The organism is Gardnerella sp. KA00255 (genome assembly GCF_049244095.1).
In the GTDB taxonomy this organism is placed as follows: domain Bacteria; phylum Actinomycetota; class Actinomycetes; order Actinomycetales; family Bifidobacteriaceae; genus Bifidobacterium; species Bifidobacterium vaginale_F.
Window position 1 is genome coordinate 765,470 of record NZ_CP058374.1, and the last position, 26,094, is coordinate 791,563.

Consider the following 26,094-nt stretch of genomic DNA (forward strand, 5'->3'; position numbering starts at 1 on the left):
AAGTTCTTCAATATTGGAATTATTAACGCTATTAACGCTATTAACGCTATTTTCAGTAGTTTTACTACTTTCGCTAGTTTTACTACTTCTACTACTTCTATTAGTATGATTTTCTTTATTATTAGCAGGATTTTCGCGAGAATTATTTACAGAGCGAGAATTACCTACAAATCGAGAATTATTTACAACGCGAGAATTATCTTTGCTATCTTCATACGAATTAACTTCATACGAATTAACTTTAAGCGAATTATCCTTAAGCGAATCACCATCAGACACGCCACCATCAGACACGCCCCCATCAGGCAAATCTTTATTAAGCGAATCATTTTTATTGAATTCATAAGCTTGTTTGTACCAATAAAGCACTTCATCATTCATAGTTACACGAGAACTACTTCCTTTAAGAACTCGCACAACGCTATCTCGAACAGGACGAACTATGCTATTGTCAATCGCTTCAGCTCCAGCAACCATAATTGACTTATGATCCGGCTTAGGATCTTCCATCAAAGGAGAATCAATTAAGTCATAACTCTTTGTGTACACTTTAAAAATGGCTTGAAGACTTGCTGTAACAGGCAAAGCCAAAAAAGCTCCTAAAGCTCCAAATACTGCTCCTAAAATCAATACAGAAAGAAACGCAATAGCCGGATTCAAATCCATAGTTTTTTCTGAAATCTTAGGAGAAATAACCATATTCTCAATCTGCTGGTAAATCGTAACAAAAGCCAAAGTAGCTAATGCAGTACCAAATCCATTTGAGCTCCAAGCGAATATAATAGGCAAAGCTCCGCCTAAATACGTACCAACAGTTGGCACAAATTGAGAAACAATTCCGCAGAATAACGAAAGAGGCAACCAATAAGGCACGCGCATGCAAATAAGGAATATTGCGGTTCCAACAGCATTAATTACGGCAAGAATAATTCTTGAAAAAAGAAAACTTGAAATTTGCTCTTGCACTACAGACCATATAAACACAAAACGACGCTGTGATTTAGGATTTAACCACCTGCAGAAACTACGACGCATTCTTGGACCAGCAGCAGAAATGTAATACGTAACCATAAGGATAGTAAGCAAATCAAGTAATCCAGAGAACAATCCCCAAGTTGTATTAAGAGCAAAACCTCCAAAATCAACTACCCAAGAAGTCTGTATATTTTTCAAAATTTCTATTACTAATTGCTCAATATTAGGTAGTTTTACGTGAGCAGTATGTTGCACTAATTTCGAGAACTGTTCATAAAGTTTAGGCAAACCAGTAATCATAGAAATAGCCTGCTGCACGAACATATTCCCAAAAAGGCCGAGCATAAGACCTACAGATACTATAAGTCCAAATAAAGTTACTCCTGAAGCAACACCCCTACGCCATCCATGTTTTATTAATCGCACTACAAGCGGTTCCATTGCGAGCGCAATAAACATCGAAACTATTACGTCGAATACTACAAAAGATATTTTTTCCCACGCAAACCACAGAAAAATAGCAATAAAAGCCATCATAACCACGTATAGCAATGCGCGGCCAAGCCAGTCAGGCGGTCGTCTATCATCGCCTTTAACCGGGAATAAAGATGCTAAATCTATCTTGTCACTGCTTGAATTTTTTTCTTCACGGTCACTGACAGTATCTTCGGCGTAATATTTGGGATTACTCATAGGCTCTATTGTAATGTAAACTGCTATTTTGACCTAACTTAAAAATGAATTATTGCAAATGCAAATCGCAAATATAAATCACCAAAGCAAATCGCAAAAATAACAGTAAAAACAACAGTAAATAAATTACAACTAAATAAATTTTCAGGAACACGAAACACAAAAGTAACGTGATAGTAGAGTTGTTGAAATCCAAAACAGCATATGCGCATCTAAACTATCTACTGAGTTTTAAGAAAGGAATGTGTCTCCATGACCACTTTGCAAACGAAAGAAGATGCCGCAGCCCTTATTGAAAAGGAAGGCATTGAATACGTATCCGTACGATTTACCGATTTGATTGGCGTTCAACAGCATTTCACTGTTCCAGCTGAAGAGTTCTTACACAGCGCTTTCACTGATGGAATGGCATTCGATGGTTCTTCTATGCAAGGCTTCCAGGCTATTAACGAATCAGATATGAAGCTTATCCCAGATGTTGATACTGCTTATATTGATCCATTCCGTAAGCATAAGACTTTAAACGTTGCTTTCTCTATTGTTGACCCTGTAACAGATGAGCCATATTCTAGGGATCCTCGTCAGGTCGCTATTAAAGCAGAGTCTTATTTGAAGTCCACTGGCATTGCAGATACAGCAAGTTTTGCCCCAGAAGCTGAGTTCTTCATTTTTGATAAGGTGCGTTTTGCTAACGATATGCAGCGCTCATTCTATGAGGTTGATTCTAACGAAGCTCCTTGGAATTCCGGAATCGACACTGAAGATGACGGCAGCAACAATATTGGTTTCAAGAATCGCGTAAAGCACGGCTACTTCCCTGTGCCACCTGTAGATCACAATCAGGATTTGCGCGATGACATGGTTTCAAATTTGCAAAAGGTTGGCTTGATTCTTGAGCGTTCTCACCACGAAGTTGGCGGTGCAGGTCAGCAGGAAATCAACTACCGTTACAATACGCTTGTTCACGCTGGCGACGATTTGATGAAGTACAAGTATGTGGTTCATGAAACTGCTGCTTTAGCTGGTAAGGCTGCAACATTTATGCCAAAGCCAATTGCTGGAGATAACGGCACCGGCATGCACTGCCATCAGTCTCTTTGGAAAGATGGCAAGCCACTGTTCTATGCAGAAACTGGTTACGCTCAGCTTTCTGATATTGCACGTTGGTACATTGGCGGTTTGATTAAGCACGCTTCTTCTGTGCTTGCATTTACGAATCCTTCGCTTAACTCTTACCACCGCTTGGTTCCAGGCTACGAAGCTCCAGTCAACTTGGTTTACTCTGCTCGTAACCGTTCTGCAGCTATTCGTATTCCTCTTGCTGGTGATGCTCCTGCAGCTAAGCGCATTGAGTTCCGCGCACCGGATCCTTCTTGCAACCCATTCTTGGCGTTCTCTGCTCAGCTTATGGCAGGCTTGGATGGCATTATGAACCATATTGAGCCTCCAGCTCCTGTTGACAAGGATTTGTATGAGCTTCCTCCAGAGGAGCACGAGGGCATTAAGCAGGTTCCTTCTTCGCTTGGCGAAGCTTTGCAGGCTTTGGAAGAAGATCACGACTTCCTTATGCAAGGAGACGTTTTCACAAGCGATTTGATTGATACTTGGCTTGATTTGAAGCATGGCGAAATGGATATGGCTCGCTTGGCTCCAACTCCATTAGAGTATGAGCTTTACTTCCATATCTGATTTTTAAGCATTAATTATTAGTAAGGGGTTTGCGGACTGCTACAAAAGCAATTCACAAACCCCTTAATATTTTGCTATTTAATATTTAGATACTTAATATTTTGATATTTAATATCTTTAATATCTAGTTGCTACTTATATCTAGCTGCTACTTATATCTAGCTACTAATTAGGCTGCTACTTAAGCTGCTACTTAATAAACGAATCCTTTAAGCTTTCAAATGCAACATCCGCAACAACAGGCACAATCATAGGACGTCTGCGCAAAGTGCGCGCAATCCATGTGCCAAGTACTCTGCGCATAATCTGCTGAAGCTTATAAGTATCACGCTCGCCGTTCATCATTGCATCTTCTAATTGCTGAACAATTTGATGGCGAATCTTATCAAAATCAGACTCATCTTCAGCCATAGCGTTAACGAAAATCTTCGGGCCAGTTACAACATCGCAGCTATCAGTATCAACTACAACAAAGCTCGAAACGAATCCTTCTGTGCCCAGAATCCTACGTTTTTCAAGCTCTTCATCTGTAAGCTCGCCCACAGAATCGCCGTCAACATACACATAACCGCAAGGAACTGATCCAACTACAGCAGCGCGACCGTGATACAAATCAACAACATCACCGTCTTCAGCTAAAACAACATTTTGAGGATCAACACCAGTTTTAACAGCAATTAAGCCATTAGCAACAAGATGTCTGTGCTCGCCGTGAATTGGCATAGCGCATTTTGGCTTCACAATGTTGTACAAATACAGAAGCTCGCCTTCATTGCAATGTCCAGAAACATGAATAGCAGCATTATCTTTGTTTATAACTCGCGCACCCATTTGAACAAGCTTGTTAATAACCTTATAAACTTCATGCTCATTACCAGGGATAAGCGAGCTTGCAAGAATCACAGTATCGAATTCGTTAACAGTGATATCCTTGTGATTCCCATCTGCAATTCGCCCAAGCGCAGCCATAGGTTCACCTTGAGAACCAGTGCACATATACACTAACTTATCGTCTTGTATATCTTTAGCTTGCTTTAAATCTACAACAGTATTTTCTGGAATATGCAAATACCCCAAATCAGCTGCAATAGACATATTGCGAATCATAGAACGGCCAACAAAAACAACTTTACGACCAAACTTATGAGCTGCATCCACTACTTGCTGCACGCGATGCACGTGGCTAGAGAAGCTTGCAACGATAATCTTTCGAGTTGCTTCAGAAAAAGCTCGATCCAAAGCAGGACCAATAGTGGTTTCAGGCTTCACAAAACCTGGAACTTCAGCATTAGTAGAATCAGCCATAAGCAAGTCAATACCCTGCTCACCTAAACGTCCAAACTCAACTAAATCAGTAATACGATGATCTAGCGGAAGCTGATCTAACTTAATATCTCCAGTATCAATAATCGTTCCAGCAGGAGTTTTAACACACACAGCAAGAGCGTCTGGTATAGAGTGCGTAACATTGATGAATTCCAAGTTGAAAGGCCCAACCTTAAGCTTTTCTCTGCCTTCTACTTGAATCATCTTAGGATCAATCTTATGTTCCTTACATTTAGCTTCAACAAAAGCCAAAGTGAGTTTGGATCCAATAAGAGGAATATCAGGACGCATCCTCAATAAATAAGGAACGCCACCAATATGGTCTTCATGTCCGTGAGTTAAAACTAAAGCTTCAACTTTATCTAAACGATTTTGTATATAGTGGAAATCAGGCAGAATTAAATCCACACCAGGCTGTTCTTCTTCTGGGAATAAAACTCCGCAATCTATAAGAAGAATATGACCGTTATATTCAACTACATTCATGTTACGGCCAATTTCACCAAGTCCGCCTAATGGAACTATACGCATAGAACCTTTGCGATACTTTGGAGGAAGCACTAATTCGCCTTCACGCTGATCATTTACAACAGGTGGAAGAATATTAGCACGCGAAGTTTTAACGTTTTTACGAGATTCTGCTTTACCTGCTTTAGATTCCTCACGCTCTATTATTTCTTTATCTTTTTTCACTAACTTACTCGTACTTTTCTTAAATTATTATTAATTGGTTATATATATACAAATACTTTTAAATACGCTTATCGTGAACGCAAGATTAGTATTATAACAACAATCAACGCAATTACAAAAAGAATTGCGAGTAAAACAACTGCCGCAAATATAGCTACACCCATGGCTCCTAATACATGCGTACCAGTTATTAATTGCAAAGCATTGTATAACATTATTTACTTTTCTTCGCTATCTGGATCTTCGTGGAATACTTCGGTTTCGTCTACATCAGACTCGAAAGATTCTGCAGACTCAGAAGATTCAGTTTCGCCAGTTTCAGATCCTTCAGAAGCTTCAGATTCCTCAGAAGCAGCATCGGCAACTTCAGATTCACCTTCCACAGCTTCAGGATTATTCTTGCTCATCTTCTTATTTCTGATAGTTTTAACAACGAAATTTATGATAGCAATTAAAATACCGATAACAGCTACAACAAGAGCGAAAATAAGAATACGCAAAATTGCAGCACCAGTTATAGGCAAAGAAGCTTGTGCTACTTTACTAGCTTCAACTAATTTTCCAGAAACAATCTCTTCAATTCCAAACATAACATTCCCCCTGCTTATTAAAACAGTACATGTACTTTTGTTCTAATCATACAACTTGTATTCACCTTTTACCAAGAATTATCACAATAAACCATCCTAAAACAGCAAACGGAATCGCTATAAGCGTTGCAACCCAAGGAACAGACATACCAACATGCACATTCCATGCGTCGATAACTGCACCTGCAGCCATAGATCCCAGGGAAGATCCGATAGCAGAAGCCGTAGGAAGCCAAGAAAGACCTTCAGTAAGAGAATATTCTGGAACTGTAGCTTTAACAATTAAATTAGCTGTAGCGAAAATCGGCGAAACGCATAAGCCTGAAAGTACTTCGAAAATACTTAGCACGATTAAACGATCCAGATTAATACTCATAAGAACGTATCCAAGTGTAAGGAAAATAAGGAATACTATTAAATGAGACCAATTAGATCCGCGGAACTTATGCGAGCCAAAAATCATTGCGCCAACAAGAGAACCGCAAGCAAATAATGCTAACTGCATGCCGATATGATTTTCTAAACCTTGAGCTTTCAAAGCTGCAGTAACTGAAAGATCAAAAGCGCTAAAGCTCATGTTAAAAATCAAAAACATAATTAGCAAAGGTATAATACCGCGATAAAGCAGCACGTTTTTTGACTTTTTTCTAGGTTTAGACGTACGCAATTGCTTCAAAGTCAGCTTGTCAAGCAAACCAGCGTTATATTTTTTATCCCTAACGTCCCTAACAGCATCACGTACATCAATATCATTTGAAGAAGCAGATTCTACTTCAACAACTTCCATAACAGCAGGTTGAGTATTACGCAAAGAGAAGAACCAAGTTCCGCCAATTCCGCTAGCAAAAACTGGCACAAATAATTGCGATACTGGGTGAACAGATGTTGCTAACCATGCTGAAAGAATAGGTCCGAAAATAAATACTATCTCGTCAATTCCAGATTCGAGAGCGTACGCAGTATTGAGCAAAGAATCGTCTTTTTCAGAACGCAAAGTATAAGCCCATCTAGTACGCACAAGCGCACCAAAAGCAAATTGCGTAACGCCCATAATTATTGCGAGCACAAACAATAAAGTTAAAGATACGTGGAAAAGCACAGCTGTAGCAAATGCAAGCATTGCAATTACTTGAATTGTTAGAGCTACAGTACCAATTTTCTTTTGACCAAATCTATCAAAAAGCTTTGCATATAAAGGCGTTACTGCAGCTTGCGCCAACACGTATGCGGCCGCCATTGCTCCAGCAACAGTCCAATTATTGTAAAGATTATTTATAGCAAGTACTATTCCCAAGCCCATCATAGACATTGGCAATCGAGCAAGAGCACCTGACAAGCAAAATGATTTAACCCCTCTATACGCAAAAAGACGCGCATATTTTGCTTTCGCTGCAGGTTTCTTATTCAATGTTGACGATGTCATACATTCAACTCCCAGTAGCAACAATAAGTAGATAAAAGATAACTTAATTTAAAGATAAATATCGATTTGAAGATAAATATCCTTAAATTATTTAAATCCCGTAATTTATTTACTGTTTATTATTTGTTATTCGTTTGTTATTTGTTATTCGTTTATTATTTAATCTTTCAACGCTTATGAGAATGAGAAGATTTAATTAACGGCTCACCTGAGTAAATAAATAAATCACTTACCAAATTTTTAACGCATTCAGCTTCTTTAGGATGATCTTGATGCATCCATTCAGCGTCTCTTCTCAAGCCATAATAATCATAAAAACTCACGTCGCAAGCAGTATCGGTATGCAAATAATAACGATTCACTCCGCGATGACGCAAATGGCTCATAGTCTTAGACCACAATCCTGCGCCAACTCCCTTTCCTCGAGAATCAGGCGATACTACGAAAAGCTCTAATTCAGCTTGAGTTAAATCGTTAATATGAGATCTAGCTTCCAACTTAATTTCGATCTCACGCATTGTTTCAGCTCCAGCTAAAGCGTTTAAATACCTATCATCTTTGGCATTCTTCATAAGAGATTCTTGCTTTTCCAACATATATGAAACTTCTGGGAAAAGTAGCTCATCACCAAAAACGCGAGTTAATAATAAGCCTAATAATTTATCATCATCATATGCCATAACGCTATACGTAGAAGGCGCTAAATAATGCAATACAAATCTGCGAGAAAGCTCCAACGACGCTTCCGATCCAACAACTTTAGCTATACCCCACGTACGCTCATATTCGTCTACTACAGCATCGATATCACCCAAACCCATCGGGCGAAATTCAACAGCCATTTTACATCCTCAACTTTTTAACACTATTAATGCTAAATATGCAATGCACAATACGCGTATCTCCTATGCATATGAAATATACACGGCATAGACATGAAATACACATGACATACGTAATGCACAAATACTTACAGGCTAATTATTTGTTATGAATACAATTTAATTATGCATAAAATTTTGACCAAAAGATAGACTTTCTTACACATTTTTATGCATATTTACATATTATTCATACATTTTGCTGATTACACATCTTATTTTATAACTATCGTCAGCTATATCTAAGAGTATCAAACACCCAATATGAATCATATATTTTTAATATTCACATAACGAAAAAGCCTATTCTAAGCCTAATTCAGAGCGAATCTGCTGATCGTTTTTCATTGAAGCATGAATTTCTCGCGATTCTTCATTTTCCTCACTTACGTAATAAAGCGTAGCGTCAATAGAATCAAGATTCACTCCAGTAACAGCTGAAAGCATTAAACGATACCAATCAAGCTGAACCAATTTTCTTTGAATTTCCAATGGCTCAACAGGCTTTTTGCCGGTTTTCCAATCCACTATCGTGAAACGCTTAGATGAATCTTTAGAGTCTAATCCTCCAATAAAAACAGCATCTAAAACGCCATTTAAAACACGCTTATCTTCACTACTAGCATCATTGGATCCGTTCGCATTATTTCCGTTCGCATTATTAGCTCCAATTGCAAACGAAATAGGCAATTCTGCTGCTAATGAAACTCGCTTAGACCATCTAGATTGCACTAATCTGCGCTTCCATAAAAGCAATAAATCTTCACTGCTTTTACTTGCGCCTGAAACACTATTATCAATCGAAACGCCATCATTTCTCGAAGTATCACCCAAAGAATTAGCCAAATTTTGCTGAGCAGAAGTAAGATTATCTCTTTGAGCTAAAGAACTTACTTCTAATTTAGACGAAATCCCTGAAAGTGCAGCAAGCTGACGATCAATTCTTGAATCATTTAATTCAAAAACATCATCAATTGAAAAATCATTCGATAAAACATTACTTTCAATCAAATTACCAGCATTAACAAAATCTTCAGCCCAAGCATGAAATTGCGTGCCTAAATCTGAACTTAAAGTCGCAACAGAAGGTATAGGACGTATCCAAGCCATTAAAGCTTTACGCATACTCCTATTGTTAATTTTAGAAACTTTACTATCTTCTACAGTATCTTTATAAGTATCGTGAAGCTTAGCACTGCGTTGCATAGTAGTTATACTTGTTGTACCAGAATTAGCATAACTAGCGTAATTACGCGCTTTTTGAGCTGCGTCTTTCATAATATCTTCGCTAGATTTATAAGCTTTAGGCATTAAATCTGAATCGTTAACAAATATCCGCGCGCGCGAAGTCAAAGAGTCATCAACATCGCTATCGGCATTTTTAGAGTTAAGCGAATCAGATGAATTTGTATCCACATTCGTATCTTCATTTGCATCTTCACTTGCATCTTCACTTTGAGCACAAATATCGCCATTTTTCATAAAGCGAACAGATTCTTTCAAAGTGTTTTCTAAATCCTCACTCAAAGTAATAGGCCAAGGAAGTACAACATTTCCCAGAGAAGAAGGCTGATTCGTCTTTTCTTCTAAAGCTTGTGCCAATTCATGCGCATACTCGCCTAACGCGACTCCAAAAGTAACATTTTTATTACTTTCTTCAGACGAGCTTTCTTTATCCGAGCTTTCTTTATCAGATTTATTTTCAACAGAACTATCTTTAGAAAGACTATCTCCAGCCGAGCTTTCTCCAGCAGCTTTATTTTGAACAGAGCTTTCTCCAGCAGCTTTCATATAAACGCAATCAGCATTCATCTCACAAAGCGATTTCAATGCTTCTTTCATGAAAATAGACATTTTCATATCACGTTTTACGTCATCTGTAGCCATTTTAGCTGTGCGAGCGCAACTTAACATCGTAGCGAATTGAGCACGAGTCATAGCAACATAAAGCAAATGCCTTTCTTCCATATGCAATTGATTTCCGCGCTCTTCAGATTGAGTAAAAGCATTATTATTTTTCAAATTAAGACTATTAGAATATATTTCTTTAGTTTGCTCAGACAAAAATTGATCAGGATCAACTTCACTAGGCATAGTATCGCTTTCATACACGGATTCAGCGAAATCGCGCAAGGAATTATAACGATCCCTTTTCATCTCGTCATAAATTTTTTCTACGCAATCGTAAGACTTTAAAGCCTCTTTTGGATGCATGCTTTCTTGCAAACTAGCATCATGCGGGAAATGAGGTAAATTATGCGAATCAACTCTTAAAGGAATTGGAACACAAGATGCGTATTCGATTGGGACATTAGCAGTAATAGAAATTTCAGATTTATTCTTTACGCAATCATCTGAAGAGCTAGAATCAGACGAATCCCCAGAATCCCCAGAATCGCTAGAATCCGCCAAATCACTTTTACCACTGAGCTTATCTATATAATCACTGTCGTCGTCGGAATCTACAGAAAAACGAAGACTATCCCCCTGACTACTAGGGAATCTCGTTGCATTCAATCCAACAACCGCAACAGCTGGCCATTGCAAGCCTTTAGACTGATGAACTGTCATCATAATTACTTGAGCATCTTCTTCTTCCGAAGAATCAACAGAATCAAAGTCTTCAGTTGCATCAATCCAAGACATAAGACCTTTAAGAGAAGGACTCTGCCACTCACTCATTTCTTGAATATAAGTAGAAACAACTGAATTTAAGGAATCTAAAGCTCCATGCATAGCTTTTAATATTTTTTGACGATCAAGCGAATTATCATTAACGCATGCAGCAACGCCTGAATCAATATCTACATTTAAAGCCTCAACAGCAGCTCGCATAACGTCATTTAAAGAATCATTACACCTGCAACTAACGGTTTTTAATATTTCACTAACTCTTCTTACAGCTTCATAACCGTGTTTGCTTAATCTATTTTTTAATTCACGAGTATTCTCATCTAAATCAGACATAAGTATATCTGCTAAAAATACGCCGTTATCAACGTTTACAGCAGATGTAGATGAGCTTGTTTGCGAAGCAGAACCACTATTCACACCATTTCTTTGGCTTGTAACAGCTCTCATCATTTCTAATCCGCTAAGACCAGATGGTAACAGTCCTGCTTGCACATAAATATCATATTGATATTTTGCATTCGCTTCGTCAGCAATTGATGCAATAGTTTTTAAATCTTCTGCAGATAGAGCAAACCTTGCAGTAGCAAGTAATCTCATAAGATCTGACGAACGACTGTGATCATTAACAATATTTAATAACGCGAGCACATCTTTTACAGCTGGATCATTTTTTACAGAAGAACATCCAACAACGCTAACTTTTAGACCAGCTTCTCGTAAAGCATCTGCGTATAAAGGCATAGATAATTTGCTTCTAAATAATATTGCAACTCTAGGCTTTAAAGGATTGCGATTTTCATCCCCCGGCAAAGGCGTAAGATCAGGATTAGAAAACAGCTTAGCAAAACGAACTACTGCTTCGATTTCCTGATATTTAGTAGGCATTACTACAGCTGCAACTGTTCCAGAAGCAGCATTATCCATAGCTTTCAAAACTTCTACATCAACTTCACAATCTTCAACGCTACTTCTATTTTTAAACATAGATTCGCGCATCGGTTTTGTTAAATCATTAGCGAGATTGAGAATAAGACGAGCATTTCTTCTAGTAGTAGTAAGAGAACATTCGCTTAAATCGACATCTTTAGCACTATTGAAAGAATTCTTAAAAGATACAAAAGCCCCAGAACTTGCTCCTCGGAATCCATAAATAGCTTGGAAAGGATCACCGACAGCAGTAATGTAAGTATTTGTTTTACGCGCATTAGGATCACGCTTTATTTCGGAATCATCATAATCAGGATCATCATAATTAAACAGTTTATTTATAAGCATTGCTTGCGTAGTAGAAGTATCTTGATACTCATCTAACAAAACTTGCTTATACTGCTCTCTATATTGAATCGCAATTGAAGGAAACTTAGTCACTAATCTATAAGCAGCAATCGTAAAATCACTAAATTGCGCCATATTAGCTTTACGCTTAGCCTTGTCAAAGGCCAAAACCAAATCAAGCAAAATATTGCGCTTTTTAGCAGCCGTAACAAGATTCATAGACTCTTCAACGCAAGCATTATCCCAATACTGCTCAAAATTTTCACAATACCTTTTAAAAATCTTATTTTTCTCATCAACTGACTTATTTTTAGCTTTACTATACTTACGAATTGCAGGAGCAGAATCTTTATGTTCACCCAAAGTTTTATTAGCAACAATTCCGTCCATAAATTCCAGAAAATCTTTATTCCAGCGTCGAATTTTACTAACAGCTTGAGGAACACTATCGCAAACATTATTCTCAGCATCGACGCCAATCATAGAGCAAGCTATATCTGAATAAAGACTTAGAACATCCTTGCATAAAGTCTTAAAACCATATAACGAAATAACACAATCATCAGAATACAAATTCCATGTGCCACTATGCTCGTCTATATAATCGCCGACAACTGATTTAACTAATTCGTACGCTCCAGCATCGCTTAAAGGCATAGCATTCTGACTGAATCCGATTAGAACACCATATTTGCGCACAATCGATTGGAAGAATGCATCATAAGTCATAACTTCAGGCTTCAAAAATATATTTGAAGACGATTTACTTACAGCAGCAGAAACGCGAGATAACAATTCGGCAGCAGCTTTATTCGTGAAAGTAAGACCGAGAATTGACTCCGGCGCAACACCTTGATTTATAAGCTCTATCACGCGCTGAGTCATAGTGAAAGTCTTACCGCTTCCAGCTCCAGCAACAACAAGAATGTGATTGTTCGCGGAAGATTTTATAACTTTTGCTTGTTCATCGCTGAAAACAATTTTTTGACTATTATTACCCGGCTGAGGCTGTGAATCTTGTGATACTTGCGAGCCTTGCAATCCCTCTGAGCCTTGCAATCCCTGCAATCCTTGCGATTCATTATCTGATAATTGTGCACTCATTATATTTCCGCCTACTTAATATCACTTATCACTATTTGAAGAATTACGTACAATATTTAATTTCTGCGCTTCTTTAGCAGCAGTCCTAACCTCATATACAGCGTCGCTTTTACCAGCACATGCAGGGCAAGTAGTGCCACATCTACAACGAAGAACATGCTCATTCGTAGGCTCATGCTCAAATTTTTCAGCAAGCATTGCACTAGCAGCAAAAAATACGCGCGAAATCATCATAAGCGACCACTGAGCTTGAGGAGGAAGATTAATAAAATCACTCCAATAAGATTCGTCTACGTCACTTGGCCTTGAATTTTCATCAAGTACCGGCAAGCCATAAAGACGATTCACATCATTAAAACCAGTACGTTTATTTATTTCTTCTGTATTTAATTTATCGCCCATAAACAACGCTGGCTGAGACATATTTTCAGCCATATTGCGGCTTTCTGCAGGATAATTTTTATTTACTACATGGAATAGCATACTTTCAGAAATCCTGCGATTGTGCGCCAAACGCAACACATTTAACATGCTTGATTCAAGTGATTTATCAATACCTTCAGCATCTGAATTGTCTGAATTACTTGAATCAGCTGAATCGTTTGAATCATTTGAATCAACAGAATTCTTTTCAACATAGCTAGGACAATTATTGAAGCACAAGAACTTTTGCACATCATTTTCATCGAAATATTCTTGCAAAACAGCTTTTGCAAACTCGCAATTCCTACTAAAGAAACGCAAAGCAAGCTGGTAGCAAACTAATTGCAAATCAGAAAAAACTTCTTTTTCAGAAGGAACAATCCCAGTTTTATAATCTATTAATCGTATTGTTTCCCTAGATATTTGAGATTTAATATCTTCAAATGAAGTACGTTTCTTAGAATTTTCAAGCTTAGAATCATTTGCAGTCCCAGAATCAGAAGCATTAGCGATACTATCCGCATCGCTTCTAACTTCCATACGATCCATTCGGCCTGAAATACGAATAAGCATATTCTCATTGTTTTCTACAGGCCATCCACCTACAAGATATCCCATAATAGAACGAAGATTAGCGATTTTTTTAGACTCTTCAGAAGCCACATATGAGAACGATTTTCCATCCGAATCAATTTTCTTTTTAGGATTAAAATCAACTCCTAAAGTCTTGTAGTAAATACGAGCTATATCTTCGAACCCAAAAGTAGCACGCAATTGACATTCACTATAAGAACGCTTTAAAACGCCAAAATAAGGAGAAACAGAATGACTTTTAGGCTTATACACACCTTTAGAATTATCGTATCCAATAACTCTTCCTAAGTCATCTTTCATAATATTTCTTAAAGCATAAGCGCCTTTAGCAGATTCCACAAAATAATTCGCAATATCGTAAATAGCGCTATCAACTTTTCTTTGATTAACTAAAGCCATATAACGATTACGCACATTTTCATCTACTGAAGAATTACTAGCAAGTTCAATATAATGCTCGCGCATAGAATCAGCTATATGTTTAACAGCTTTCAGATAATCTTCCTCACTAATTTCGCCATTTCTAACAATAATCTGAGGATAATTTTCTTCTAAATAACTCGTATCAAGGCTTTTATCTTTACACGCCCAGCAAGCAGTGTTGTGTATTAAAGTACCAAAATTCGTACTCGTATTTGATTTCTGCGGACCGCTAAATTCGTTTTCTAATAGCGCACACACAGGGCAATTCCATAAAGCATCAACTTTAGAAGGCGAAAGACGAATAATATTAGCTTTACTTTCGGCAGAATCCTTGCTTTTGGTAGAATCTTTACTTTTAGCAGAATCTTTACTTTTAGCAGAATCCGCACTTTTATCTACGAAATCCCAAGTTTCAAAATCTGCAGCATGAATATCGTGCTCACTTAATAACTTCAGAGCACAAACAGCATCCGCGATTTTCCCCTTATCATTATTTTTAATCGCATTCATTAATTTCGCGCGCGCAAAGCATACCAAAGCTCTCGCATCTGTATCGATAGCAGCCAGCTCATGATCTATAGGCGTATAAATAGCAGAACCATCCTCTTCTCTTAAAAATTGAGCAGGCATATATCTAAACAGAAAATCAGACGGAACTAAATCATCACTTCTAACAGCACTGATATATAACTGTTTAATCGCTCGAGTACAAGCCACAAAGAAACTACGTTGTTCATTAGTATAAACAGCTATTTTATCGTTCACAGACATGCCCAAACTATTTTTCATAGATAAAGGCTGATTAAGCATGCCAACAATACGCTTATTAAGAGTCATATCTACTAAAGATTCAGATCCAAACATTGTGTTACGCAAATCAACATTTGGCCAAATCCTCTGCTGCACTGCTGGAATCCACACTAAAGGCCAGCGATTCCCAGCAGCTCCTGCAGGAGTAGCAAGTGTTACAGCATCCGGCAAAGGCGCCACTCTAGCAAGAGAATCAGCCTCAATTTCCATTCCTCGCACTTGTTCAATAAAAAGATTGATAGCACCTGTAAAATCGCCCGTCATAGGTCTATACGAAACAGCAGAAGACTTTTTTTGTTCAGACATATTAAAAGTTTTTACATACGCAAATAATCTCATAGCAATATCTAATCGCTCATTAGCAATTCTGCCAGAATCATTGTGATGCAAAGACATAATCTGCCATTTTTCTGCTACATTACAGATATTCCAAGCTTCACCAAGCACATACTTAGGCTCTGACATTTCAGAATTATTCTTAATGCTTTCAGCCAACTTATTTATCATGCGGCAAGCGCGAACAAGCGCAATAACATTCTTGCTAGAAGGACACATATCGTGCAATAAACTCAATAACGAAAGCGAAGTAATTTCACGATAAGCGCGCTTATTTATGCAATATTTGTTATTTGTTTTGTTATCTGCTTCAAGCTCTGTTTTGTCATTCGCTTCAAGCTTCGCATTCCTATCCTTAGACGTGTTTAAGCTTTCGCAAAGCTCACATAAAAGTAACCAATAGCACGCATCTAAATTACAATTAGAATATTTAGAATCATCTTTTAGATTATTCCCAATAGGATTTTCTTCAATAAGACTGTTATCAATCGTGTAATTTTCAAAATTCGAAGTATTTATATCGCTTTTTTCTTGCGTCTTAGCGAAAGAATGCATTTTATCGCAAAGCTTTTGCCATTGATCAACTATTACTCGCAAAGGAGAGGAATCATACTCACTATTATCCCCATGATTCACGTTTACAACTGCTTGAAGAGAAGAAATAGAACGCATTAAAATCTCAACACTATTAATATTCATAGGTGTTTCACGAATATAATTAGACTCAGAAATTTCTACGCTATCAGAATCTGAATTCGAATACTTTGAATTCGAACTACCTGAACTATTCGAACTATCTGAACTATTAGAATTCCCCAAACTATCTGAATTCGAATACAAATCGCGATTATCGCTTTGCACAAGAGGACTATTCATAATAGATACAAAACGAGAACGCACATAAGAAGCTACTTCGCGCATAGTCAGAGTGCCAACAGAGATATCATGCGAAATATCGTCTAAACCTCGAAGGCTTAATTGCGCTAATTCAATCATTGCAAAAAGGCCTTGTACAAAAGGCTCATCGCGAAGAGTTTTCTTAACAGACGAATACCTAACAGGCACGCCATCTCTAGATAATTTTTCACCAAAAGCTCTAACCGTTGCATTATCGTGAGCAATAATCGCAATATCACTCCACTTACAATTAGAATCCAAATGAGCGCGCTTTATTTGCCAAATAATAGTATCTAATTCTTCTCTAGCAGAACGGTACACAGCTCCATAAGCATTAGCGGCGACTTCACCTTTGTGCACATGATTTTCGTTCGCATAACTTTCGTGCGCTGTATACTTCCACAAACGCTTAGATAAAGGCATATCAGTCGATATAAGAGAAGCTATAGAATTATCAATATTTCGCGATAATTCTTGAAGAGATATTGGATTATTGCGAATTTGATTAGAAACAAAAGTTGAATTATCTAAATCTGTATTATCTAAATCTGAATTCGGATAATCTGAAGAATCGCAATCGTCAGAAGACGAGTCACAATCAGCAGAATCATAAGCGTCAGAAGACGAATCACAATCGCAAACATCTTCAATAGAAACAGCAGCAGCGCGCATAAAACCATGACGTGCAGCTTCAATCACATAATCCGGATAAGCTCCTCTAAATGATTGCACTGATTCATCTGGATTAGCAGTTAAAACTATGCGAACACCAACTTCAGATAGAGAATTCAGAAAATCTAAGCCGCCTAAAGTAACATCCTGAAAATCGTCAACAACAAGCATAACTGGAATATTCGCTAAACCATCTTGCAAATCTGCCAATTCTTTAACAGCTTTAGACGCAGCAATCATCAAACCAGAAGAATCATAACGAGCCGAATTATTATAATCCTTGCGAAGTCTATCTTGATATTCCTTGCGCAAACGAAAAGCTAAACTCCACTGAGTGCGCAATCTTTCGATATAATCCGCGCTATATAAACTCGCATAATCTTTAGTTAAATCTTCTAAAACACGAGATTCATCATCACTAGAAACTATTGATAACTCATCCAAACGAGCAATCATATCTCGTAATTCATGCACAAAAGCAGAGTTAATTAAAGACTGATCCTGATTATTTTCATTATCTAAACGAGTATTTGAAGCATTATTAGAATCTTTATTAAAATTCTTAGAAAAATCTTTAGAATCTCTAGAATCTTCATCTCTAGCATCTCTAGCATCTTTAGAAAGACTGTCTGAATTTACAACAACGCAATTCCACTGATAGTTATTAAAATATTGCGCAAAAAGTTTGCAAGTTTCGCAACTTCCATTATCTCCCCTAACAACTTCCAACATATGCGTATGAATCACACTGCGCAATAGAGAATCCTGCTCCGCTCCATTAAGTAAACGCGGCTTTTGCGTATGCTTCAAATTAGATAAAGCAGAAATAATGCGAAAAGCTAAAGCAGACAAAGTTCCAACAGGCCTTGATTGCAAAGACGCACCCAATTTATTAATTATTTCATTTGAATAGCGAGCTGCAGAATTACGATTTTGCACAACAACAGTTACAGGGCCATAAGCACGATTTTGAGAAAAATCTTTATAATATGACATGCCATCAAGAGCAGCTTTAATAGCAAATCGCGTTTTACCCGTATTTGGAGCACCAAAAACAAGAAGCGTATTAGTCGGTTTTTCGTAAGTCTGCACTGAAGAATTATCCGGAGTAGATGAATCTGAAAAGCTATGCGAGCGCAAAGTACCATCAAATAATGCTTGCAAGTAATTCATATACCACTCCTTTGTTTAAGACTATTGATTATTATACGATTCACTACACTTAAGTACCCTTAAGTACCCTTCGCTACTCTTAAGTACCCTTAACTACTCTTCATTACTCTTCATTACTCTTCATTACTCTTAACTACTCTAAAGCGCCAAAAATAGCCAAAAACTAATGAATCACCAAGCAAACAACCCTAAACTACCCTTAACTACCCTTAACTACCCTTCCTACTCTAAAGTACTCTCTCTTAATCACTCTTCAGCACCCTTAACATCACAATTCAAAACTCAAAATATTTAGCTTAATAAAGCTTAATTGCATACTTCATACAAAAAAACACAATCCTTTTTTGAAGAATCATATACTGTGTAAAAATATTTTTTTATAGTTAAATCATTATTGTTGGTGATTTAAACTCACTTAACAAATACAAATCATGCTCGAACTAATGCGAAAATAAGAGATATGGAAAGAATATGTCTGAAAATTTACAAAACGTTGAGGAAAATACTTCAAACACGCAGCAAAACACGCAAACTCTTACAACCCACGACTACACTGTTCGCACAGTCATACGCATAATCGCTATTGTCGCTTCAATTTACGGAATGGCAGCCTCATGGGAAGGCTGGCTATCACTTTCATACTTCACAAATCTTTCTAATCTTATGATTTGCGTAGCTCTTGCAGGCTCACTAATTTGGGATACGCTAAACGTAATCAATCGAAACAAAGAAAATTCTAATTGGATTGATACAAAAACTAACGCTTGGTATATTTTCAAATTCATGATGACAATTTCTATTGCCGTCACATTCACACTCTACTTATGCTTCCTCGCTCCAACGAACAAACTAGGATTCATCGGAGCATACATGAATAACGGAGCAAGCAGCCTTTGCGTTCATTTCATAACGCCGCTTTTAGCTATAGCTGACTTCGTTCTTTACGATTACTTGTTTAAATCAAAGCGTTCACACATACTTTTCGCAACAGTTCCACCATTGGCATACGTGGCATTTTCAGTATTATTAAGCGAATTCGCAAACGTAAGATGGGGAGAACATGCCATGAAAGCTCCTTATAATTTCTTAAATTATGGAGCTAAAGCAGGATGGTTTGGATTTGCACCAGATACTTTTAACGCAACAACTCTTGGCGTGGGAGTCGCGTACTTACTCGTTATTTTCACGCTTATCTTTATTGGAGTAGGACAATTATTCCTAACGCTTAAAGATATTCGCGCGCGCAAAATGGCGTAACGCGTATAGCGAGAAAAGTGACGCTATATGTGGCTAGTATAGCTGGAAAAGTGACGAACAAAATAGCGTTATATATAGCGTAATAAATAAAATCCGAATAACGTCATAACGCGCATATATAGTCAAATATGGGTTCGGGGTGCGCAAAAGCGCTGAGATTATACCCGTTGAACCTGATCTAGTTAGTACTAGCGAAGGGAAAATCATGACTACTATGTCGTGCCATCAAAATAGTGAATTCTCAAACAATGCTCGTCGCAAGCAATTCGTTCAAGACGTGCGCGAATGTATTGAAACTTTGCGAGCAAAGAATCCTCTAACACACTGTGTAACAAATAATGTTGTTCAAGAAATAACAGCAAATGTTCTTCTTGCAGCAGGAGCATCTCCAGCAATGGTTATAGACGCCAACGAAGCTGAAGTATTTGCTCAAATCGCTTCTGGAGTATTAATAAATCTTGGAACATACAGACCAGTAGACAAAGAATCTATGGATGCTGCAATACGCGGAGCTGTAAAAGCGCATACACCGTGGGTTCTTGACCCTGTTGCAGTTGGCGGATTACCACCTCGCACCGAATACGCGCGAGAAATTGTTAAAAATCAACCTGCTGTAATCCGTGCAAACGCTTCAGAAATCTTAGGTTTAGCTGGAGAAGAAAGCGGAGGCAAAGGCGTAGACGCTGGAGACTCGGTTGATTCGGCAGTTGCAGCAGCTAAGAAGCTAGTTAAACTTTATGGATCCGTAGTAGCTATTTCTGGCGAAAAAGACGCTATTTATGGCCACGGATGCTCAGCTCGCGTTTCAGGCGGAAACGAGATAATGACAAAAGTAGTCGGCACTGGCTGCTCTCTTGGTGCATTAGTAGCAGCATACGTTGGAGCAAATCGAAATAAGCCTTTTGCTGCAACAGTTGCCGCACACGTACATGCTGCCGCAGCAGGAACCTGGGCAGCACAACGTTCAACTTCACCAGGATCATTTAGAACATTATGGATGGATGCGCTTATGGATTTAAGCGCAGACGAAATGATACAACTAACAAATATTGAATTCGAACTCGACCCCGTTGACTGGTCTTTATATTTCATAACAGACCCAAAGATGAGCGATAGAGCTGAAGAAGATATTGCAGTTGATTGCGTTAAAGGCGGTGCGAGCGTAGTCCAATTGCGCGATAAGTATGCAGATAGCGAAACTTTTAATAATAAAGCTCAAAGTTTACGTGAAAAAATGCTTGCTAACGGTTGCGGAGACGTACCTATTTTCGTTAATGATCGTTTAGAATGCGCTAAAAACTTAGGATTCAACTTACATGTTGGACAAACAGATACTCCTTATATTGAAGCGCGTAAATCTATTCCTGCAGAATGGATGGTTGGACTTTCTATAGAAAACTTAGACCAGTTAAATTACGTTTATGAAGAATGCGCTAAAGAAAATGTAGCATTGCCTGATGTTATTGGAATAGGTCCAATTTGGCCTACTGCCACTAAACCAGACGCTGCTCCTGCTTTAGGCATTGAAGGTCTAGAAAAGATTGCCAAACAAGCTAAAGAATTCGGCATTAGCGCGCTCGGAATCGGCGGCGTTAACGAAAGCACTGTGTTCCCTATTAAAAATACTTCCGTAAATGGCTTATGCGTGGTATCTGCTCTTATGCTCGCAGAAAACCCTTGCGAAGAAGCACATAAATTACGCGATACTATCACGAAAGAATAAAATTAATGAATAATGAATCTGTCCAGATAGACACTCAGTCAAGTCAATCAGCCCAAACTCAATCGGTTAATCAAGTGTACGAAGCGAATCTAAGGCCATCTTCCCTACCTTCTTTAGAAGAGCCGATTATTCCGCGAGTGCTAAGCATTGCAGGCACTGATCCAACAGGCGGAGCTGGAATTCAAGCTGATTTGAAATCAATCATGGCATCTCACGGATATGCAATGTGCATAACAACGAATTTAGTTGCTCAAAACACTTGCGGCGTGCGCGAAGTTTACACTCCACCAACTGAGTTTTTGCAAGCGCAACTCGAAGCAGTATTTGACGACGTAACTATTGACGCTGTGAAAATCGGCATGCTTGGAGACGAATCATATATAAGACTAGTTCAAAACTGGCTTAAAAATCATCCAGTTCCTGTTATTGTGCTAGATCCTGTTATGGTAGCAACTTCAGGAGATAGATTGCTTGAAAAATCTGCAGAAAACGCAATGCGCGAATTTGCAGCTTGTGCGGATGTTATTACGCCAAACGTGCCTGAACTCGCAGTATTATGCGATAAACAGCCTGCATCTAATTTCGAAGAAGCTTATGCACAAGCAAGCGAATGGGCTGCAAAAAACAATACGATTGTTATTGTTAAAGGCGGTCATTTAACAGACAAAGATGCCGGAAATACTGTTGTATTCCCAGACGGACACAAAACACACGTTCCTTGCCCTAGAGTTGACACAACAACAACGCATGGAACCGGCTGCTCGCTATCGTCTTCGCTCGCAACACGCATAGGATTAGCGTTACGCGAAGGAAAGAATCTACAAGATTACAATACTGTAGCTAACGCTTTAGCATGGTCATCAAGATGGCTGAATGAGGCTATTTCGCGCGGTAAAGATTTGCATGTTGGAAAAGGACACGGTCCAGTAAATCATGCAGCTCGCAATTATCGTTTGGAATTAGACTCTTCAGCAACGCCTTGGGAACATATGAAAGCGCACGATTTAGACGGATTGACTCCGCAAAGCGTAATCGTAAAAGCCCACAGCAAGCCAAGAAAGCCAACTGTAGAGCCTTGCGGTCCTTGGACTCAAGCCTTATGGGATGCTACTGCAGATGTTGATAACAACATTATGAACATGCCATTCATTAAGGCTTTGGGCGATGGAACGCTTGATCCTGACTTATTCGCTTTCTACATAAATCAAGATTCTGAATACTTGAAGCGTTATTCTCGCGCGTTAGCTGCTGTTGGAGCTAAAACGCCAGATAACGAAGCTAGAGTTCATTGGGTTTCTGGCTCAGCAGTGTGCATAGAAGCAGAATCGCAATTGCATAGAAATTGGCTTGGAAGTAGACATATAAGCATGGATTCGGCTTGCTCGCCAGTGACATTAGCTTACGTAAATCACTTACTTGCTTCTACTATGATTGACGACTACGTGATCGGCGCTGCATCAGTATTACCATGCTATTGGCTGTATGAAGAAGTAGGACAGGCATTAGTTAAGAACAATACTCCTGAAAATCCTTATCATGATTGGATTGCAATGTATTCTTCTCATGATTTTGAATCAGGCGTGAGGATGGCAGTCGAATGCGTTGAGCGCGCTTTTGAGGAAGCTGGCCCGAAGGCTCGCGTTCTTGCCGCTCAAGCGTATATGACTTCATGCATTTACGAGTATAACTTCTTCAATCAGGCTCATCGCGCGTTGAGGTAGATTTTGCTTACACCCATCTTCTTGGTTTTGTTTACTTATCAGTGCTCTAAGTAAACAAAGTCGGGGAAGTATTCTTGGTTTTGTTTACTTATCAGTGCTCTAAGTAAACAAAGTCGGGGAAGTATTCTTGGTTTTGTTTACTTAGGTAGCGTGTAGCAAGCGAGCTGACGAGAAATCACTAAACCACAACATTTGCCGCAAGGTAGTGATTAAATAATTGTAATCGGCGCAGAAGCAAGTGAGCTTTGAGTATTCTTTGAGTATTAAGGTATTGCGCCGATTGCAATTGGGCCAACAATTGAGTTGATAATTGGGCTATCAATTGAAATAAAATCAAGCAATTAAGAATGCGGAATATTGTAACTAAAACGATTGTGCTATTTGCAGTAATACTGCCAGAAGTAATGCTATTAGCGATAATTGTGCTAGCGATTATTCTGCAAATTTCATACAAGGAGTAGGTATGAATAAAGCCCTTATTAACATTGATTATACGAATGATTTCGTGGCAAGCGACGGTTCTCTAACTGTAGGCGAGCCTGCGCAAAAGCTCGAGAAGCGTATTACTGAGATTTCACAGGAATTTCTCGATGCTGGCGAGTTCGTGGTTTTTGCGATTGATACGCATCATTTGAACGATCCGTATCATCCTGAAACTAAGCTTTTTCCACCTCATAATATCGCCGGAACTCACGGCCAGAAGTTATATGGCACGCTTGGTGATTTTTATGAGGCGAATAAAGATAAAAGCAACGTGTATTACATTCATAAAACTCGCTACTCTTCGTTTAATGGCACGGATTTGCTGATTAAGCTGCGCGAACGCCATATTGAGGAGCTGCATTTGGTGGGAGTTTGCACGGATATTTGCGTGCTTCACACTGCGGTTGATGCGTATAATCTTGGTTTTAAGATTGTGGTTCACAAAGATGCCGTTGCAAGCTTTGATCCTGCAGGTCACGAATGGGCTTTGCGTCACTTTAAGACCTGCCTTAACGCGGATATTGTAGAAGGCTGAGAATTTTAGCTAAAATATTTGGATTATAGGCTAACTATTTAAACAGTTACTTAAATAGTTATTAAATGGTTACTTAAATAGTTACTAAGAATAATCAACGCTGGTTGCTTTGAGCCGCCAGCGTTTTTATTTATCTAAAGTTTAGCACTATAGTTAAAAGTTAGCACCATAGCCCAAAGTTTAGATTTATAGCCTAAAGTTTAGAGTAGAAACAAAGATTAAGCAGCAAGAGGCATTAATCAAACCGCGCGCAATAAACCAATCTGATACGTTTTGACACATGGCGTGTCATCTGGGATAATATAGATAACTCATCTGCCATGTGTAGAAGGAGACTCCTAGAATCGATGTAAAAAGTTGATTCTAGTTTTTTTATTTATTGTATGGTTTTATTTATTCTTTTGGCACGTTCATAACGATTTCTTTCAGCATCAATATAATTATCATAAAAGGCGCTAAAAATGCAAAAACCGCAATTCTAAACGCCTTTTACATACTAATGTTTTTCAGCGCTCTTATCCCGCTTTCTATCGTGGAATGGGAACAAGCTCCTAGCAATAACCCAAAGAATACCAATAATCTCAACAAAATTGGAACCAATCCACGTGCTGATAAGAATATCTGATATGGACTGATGGAAATAAACATAGACAATTACAAATACATCACATGCGACAAGCTGTAACACAATAATAACAATAGTACAAATACATAATATACTGCGTAGCTTATTCTCACCTTCCTTTTTCTGAACTTTTACAGCTTGCATATGAAGTGCTACAGATTGAAGAGATAAATGATCTCCATCTTTTTTTGAAGATTTATTCGTAGCAAATTCCTCAGTCTCCGAAGTAACATTGCCAGAAGTAGATTCAAGCTGCTGAGCTTCACGAACCTTAGAATCTAAATCATCTTTCTCACTCATAACTTTAACAAACCTAAATTATAAAGTCTATTACCTAACGCAGCATCAGAAACTTTAAGAGTACTCTTAATCTTATCTATGCTCCAATTTGATGCCCAAACCAGATATAAAAACTTTTCAGGCATGAGAAGTTCAGCAGCAAAAGAATTAGCCCAACGTTCTGTATCATTCGTTCCTTTAGAAGACAACTCATTCCTGAAATCAACATATCCATATTCAGAACTCTTATCGATAACATGATTCTTCCAATAATGTCCAAGCTCGTGCGCAATAGTAAATCTTTGTCTAACATCAGATTTATTTTTGTTAACATAAATAGTCGGAATAGCATCATCCTTTTTCTTAAGAATAAAGCCATCAATGTTATCTTCTAACTCTTTAGTTCGCTCGACTTTAATTCCAAGCCTTTTTGCTATATCATCAACATTAATCGGAGGAACAGTAGGGCCATCTTTCCCAATAGTCTCCAAACGCAATTGCACTGCAGCATCAATCGCTTGTCGTATATCACTCATGATACACCTCCTTCCATTAGATATATATTCTACTATCAACAAAGCGAAAATTTGCAATTTGGCTTGTTATACGCGCGCCTCGCCTATATATCTATAGCTTTTTTATTTATCAATTAGATTGTTCGACGATTACTACTGCCTTAGATAGGCGTGAATCGACTTGGAGTTAAATGGGTTGAGCGAGGCTGATGATCTTGGTTAAGGACTTCGGCTACGAAACTAATAAAAACGTGTGGCACAAAACTGAATAGTTTCATACCACACGTTAATTAAATTAAAGCAAACGCAAAACGTAAATTAATAAATTAAATGTTTATGTTTGCA

At 38.2% G+C, this 26,094-nt stretch carries 13 protein-coding genes, 1 pseudogene and 1 riboswitch; of the genes and pseudogenes, 5 read left to right on the plus strand and 9 right to left on the minus strand.

What is annotated here, in order from left to right:
* Positions 1 to 338: 338 nt before the first annotated feature.
* Positions 339 to 1,668 (minus strand): annotated as a pseudogene (locus HXT51_RS03065) (AI-2E family transporter); the annotation flags it as partial.
* 252 nt (positions 1,669 to 1,920) lie between these two features.
* Here HXT51_RS03065 and glnA point away from each other — a divergent pair.
* Positions 1,921 to 3,357: a type I glutamate--ammonia ligase gene (glnA, locus tag HXT51_RS03070; protein ID WP_421776757.1), complete on the plus strand. Its 1,437-nt coding sequence runs from the start codon at positions 1,921 to 1,923 to the stop codon at positions 3,355 to 3,357.
* 189 nt (positions 3,358 to 3,546) lie between these two features.
* On the opposite strand, the gene HXT51_RS03075 is transcribed toward glnA, so the two are convergent.
* The 6 genes from HXT51_RS03075 to HXT51_RS03100 form a co-directional block, all read right to left on the minus strand.
* Positions 3,547 to 5,376: a ribonuclease J gene (locus HXT51_RS03075; RefSeq protein ID WP_258004258.1), complete on the minus strand. Its 1,830-nt coding sequence runs from the start codon at positions 5,374 to 5,376 to the stop codon at positions 3,547 to 3,549.
* A 218-nt stretch (positions 5,377 to 5,594) separates the two neighbouring features.
* The gene (locus HXT51_RS03080; protein WP_421776758.1) at positions 5,595 to 5,966 is read right to left on the minus strand and encodes a hypothetical protein; all 372 of its coding nucleotides are present in this window, start codon (positions 5,964 to 5,966) and stop codon (positions 5,595 to 5,597) included.
* Between the two features lie 61 nt (positions 5,967 to 6,027).
* Positions 6,028 to 7,389, minus strand: coding sequence for an MFS transporter (locus tag HXT51_RS03085; RefSeq protein ID WP_415692226.1), 1,362 nt, complete (start codon positions 7,387 to 7,389; stop codon positions 6,028 to 6,030).
* 167 nt (positions 7,390 to 7,556) lie between these two features.
* The gene (locus HXT51_RS03090) at positions 7,557 to 8,231 is read right to left on the minus strand and encodes a GNAT family N-acetyltransferase (protein WP_421776759.1); all 675 of its coding nucleotides are present in this window, start codon (positions 8,229 to 8,231) and stop codon (positions 7,557 to 7,559) included.
* 342 nt (positions 8,232 to 8,573) lie between these two features.
* Positions 8,574 to 13,283: an ATP-dependent DNA helicase gene (locus HXT51_RS03095; protein WP_421776760.1), complete on the minus strand. Its 4,710-nt coding sequence runs from the start codon at positions 13,281 to 13,283 to the stop codon at positions 8,574 to 8,576.
* A 21-nt stretch (positions 13,284 to 13,304) separates the two neighbouring features.
* Positions 13,305 to 18,611 (minus strand): UvrD-helicase domain-containing protein, encoded by a 5,307-nt coding sequence (locus tag HXT51_RS03100; RefSeq protein WP_421776761.1) that lies wholly within the window; start codon positions 18,609 to 18,611, stop codon positions 13,305 to 13,307.
* Between the two features lie 471 nt (positions 18,612 to 19,082).
* Between HXT51_RS03100 and HXT51_RS03105 the strand changes: the two genes are divergently transcribed.
* The 4 genes from HXT51_RS03105 (at position 19,083) to HXT51_RS03120 (ending at position 24,330) form a co-directional block, all read left to right on the plus strand.
* Complete coding sequence (locus HXT51_RS03105) at positions 19,083 to 19,868, plus strand: hypothetical protein (protein WP_421776762.1); 786 nt, start codon at positions 19,083 to 19,085, stop codon at positions 19,866 to 19,868.
* A 125-nt stretch (positions 19,869 to 19,993) separates the two neighbouring features.
* Positions 19,994 to 20,085: riboswitch (TPP riboswitch) on the plus strand.
* Positions 20,074 to 21,591 (plus strand): hydroxyethylthiazole kinase, encoded by a 1,518-nt coding sequence (gene thiM, locus HXT51_RS03110; RefSeq protein ID WP_421776763.1) that lies wholly within the window; start codon positions 20,074 to 20,076, stop codon positions 21,589 to 21,591. (Overlaps the previous riboswitch by 12 nt.)
* Positions 21,592 to 21,617: 26 nt before the next feature.
* On the plus strand, positions 21,618 to 23,312 hold the full coding sequence (locus HXT51_RS03115; RefSeq protein WP_421776808.1) for a bifunctional hydroxymethylpyrimidine kinase/phosphomethylpyrimidine kinase: 1,695 nt from the start codon (positions 21,618 to 21,620) through the stop codon (positions 23,310 to 23,312).
* Positions 23,313 to 23,775: 463 nt separating this feature from the next.
* On the plus strand, positions 23,776 to 24,330 hold the full coding sequence (locus HXT51_RS03120; RefSeq protein WP_004118531.1) for a cysteine hydrolase family protein: 555 nt from the start codon (positions 23,776 to 23,778) through the stop codon (positions 24,328 to 24,330).
* Positions 24,331 to 24,826: 496 nt separating this feature from the next.
* On the opposite strand, the gene HXT51_RS03125 is transcribed toward HXT51_RS03120, so the two are convergent.
* Positions 24,827 to 25,255 (minus strand): hypothetical protein, encoded by a 429-nt coding sequence (locus HXT51_RS03125; protein WP_421776764.1) that lies wholly within the window; start codon positions 25,253 to 25,255, stop codon positions 24,827 to 24,829.
* A complete protein-coding gene (locus tag HXT51_RS03130) occupies positions 25,252 to 25,770 on the minus strand; it encodes an ImmA/IrrE family metallo-endopeptidase (protein WP_421776765.1) in 519 nt (172 codons plus the stop codon). The genes HXT51_RS03125 and HXT51_RS03130 overlap by 4 nt, the downstream gene beginning before the upstream one ends.
* Positions 25,771 to 26,094 lie beyond the last annotated feature (324 nt).

Bases quoted from the DNA above. Each gene is read 5' to 3' on its own strand.
- glnA (WP_421776757.1), top strand. From the start codon at position 1,921: ATGACCACTTTGCAAACGAAAGAAGATGCCGCAGCCCTTATTGAAAAG.
- HXT51_RS03080 (WP_421776758.1), bottom strand. From the start codon at position 5,966: ATGTTTGGAATTGAAGAGATTGTTTCTGGAAAATTAGTTGAAGCTAGT.
- HXT51_RS03085 (WP_415692226.1), bottom strand. From the start codon at position 7,389: ATGACATCGTCAACATTGAATAAGAAACCTGCAGCGAAAGCAAAATAT.
- HXT51_RS03090 (WP_421776759.1), bottom strand. From the start codon at position 8,231: ATGGCTGTTGAATTTCGCCCGATGGGTTTGGGTGATATCGATGCTGTA.
- HXT51_RS03095 (WP_421776760.1), bottom strand. From the start codon at position 13,283: ATGAGTGCACAATTATCAGATAATGAATCGCAAGGATTGCAGGGATTG.
- HXT51_RS03100 (WP_421776761.1), bottom strand. From the start codon at position 18,611: ATGAATTACTTGCAAGCATTATTTGATGGTACTTTGCGCTCGCATAGC.
- HXT51_RS03105 (WP_421776762.1), top strand. From the start codon at position 19,083: ATGTCTGAAAATTTACAAAACGTTGAGGAAAATACTTCAAACACGCAG.
- thiM (WP_421776763.1), top strand. From the start codon at position 20,074: ATGACTACTATGTCGTGCCATCAAAATAGTGAATTCTCAAACAATGCT.
- HXT51_RS03120 (WP_004118531.1), top strand. From the start codon at position 23,776: ATGAATAAAGCCCTTATTAACATTGATTATACGAATGATTTCGTGGCA.
- HXT51_RS03125 (WP_421776764.1), bottom strand. From the start codon at position 25,255: ATGAGTGAGAAAGATGATTTAGATTCTAAGGTTCGTGAAGCTCAGCAG.
- HXT51_RS03130 (WP_421776765.1), bottom strand. From the start codon at position 25,770: ATGAGTGATATACGACAAGCGATTGATGCTGCAGTGCAATTGCGTTTG.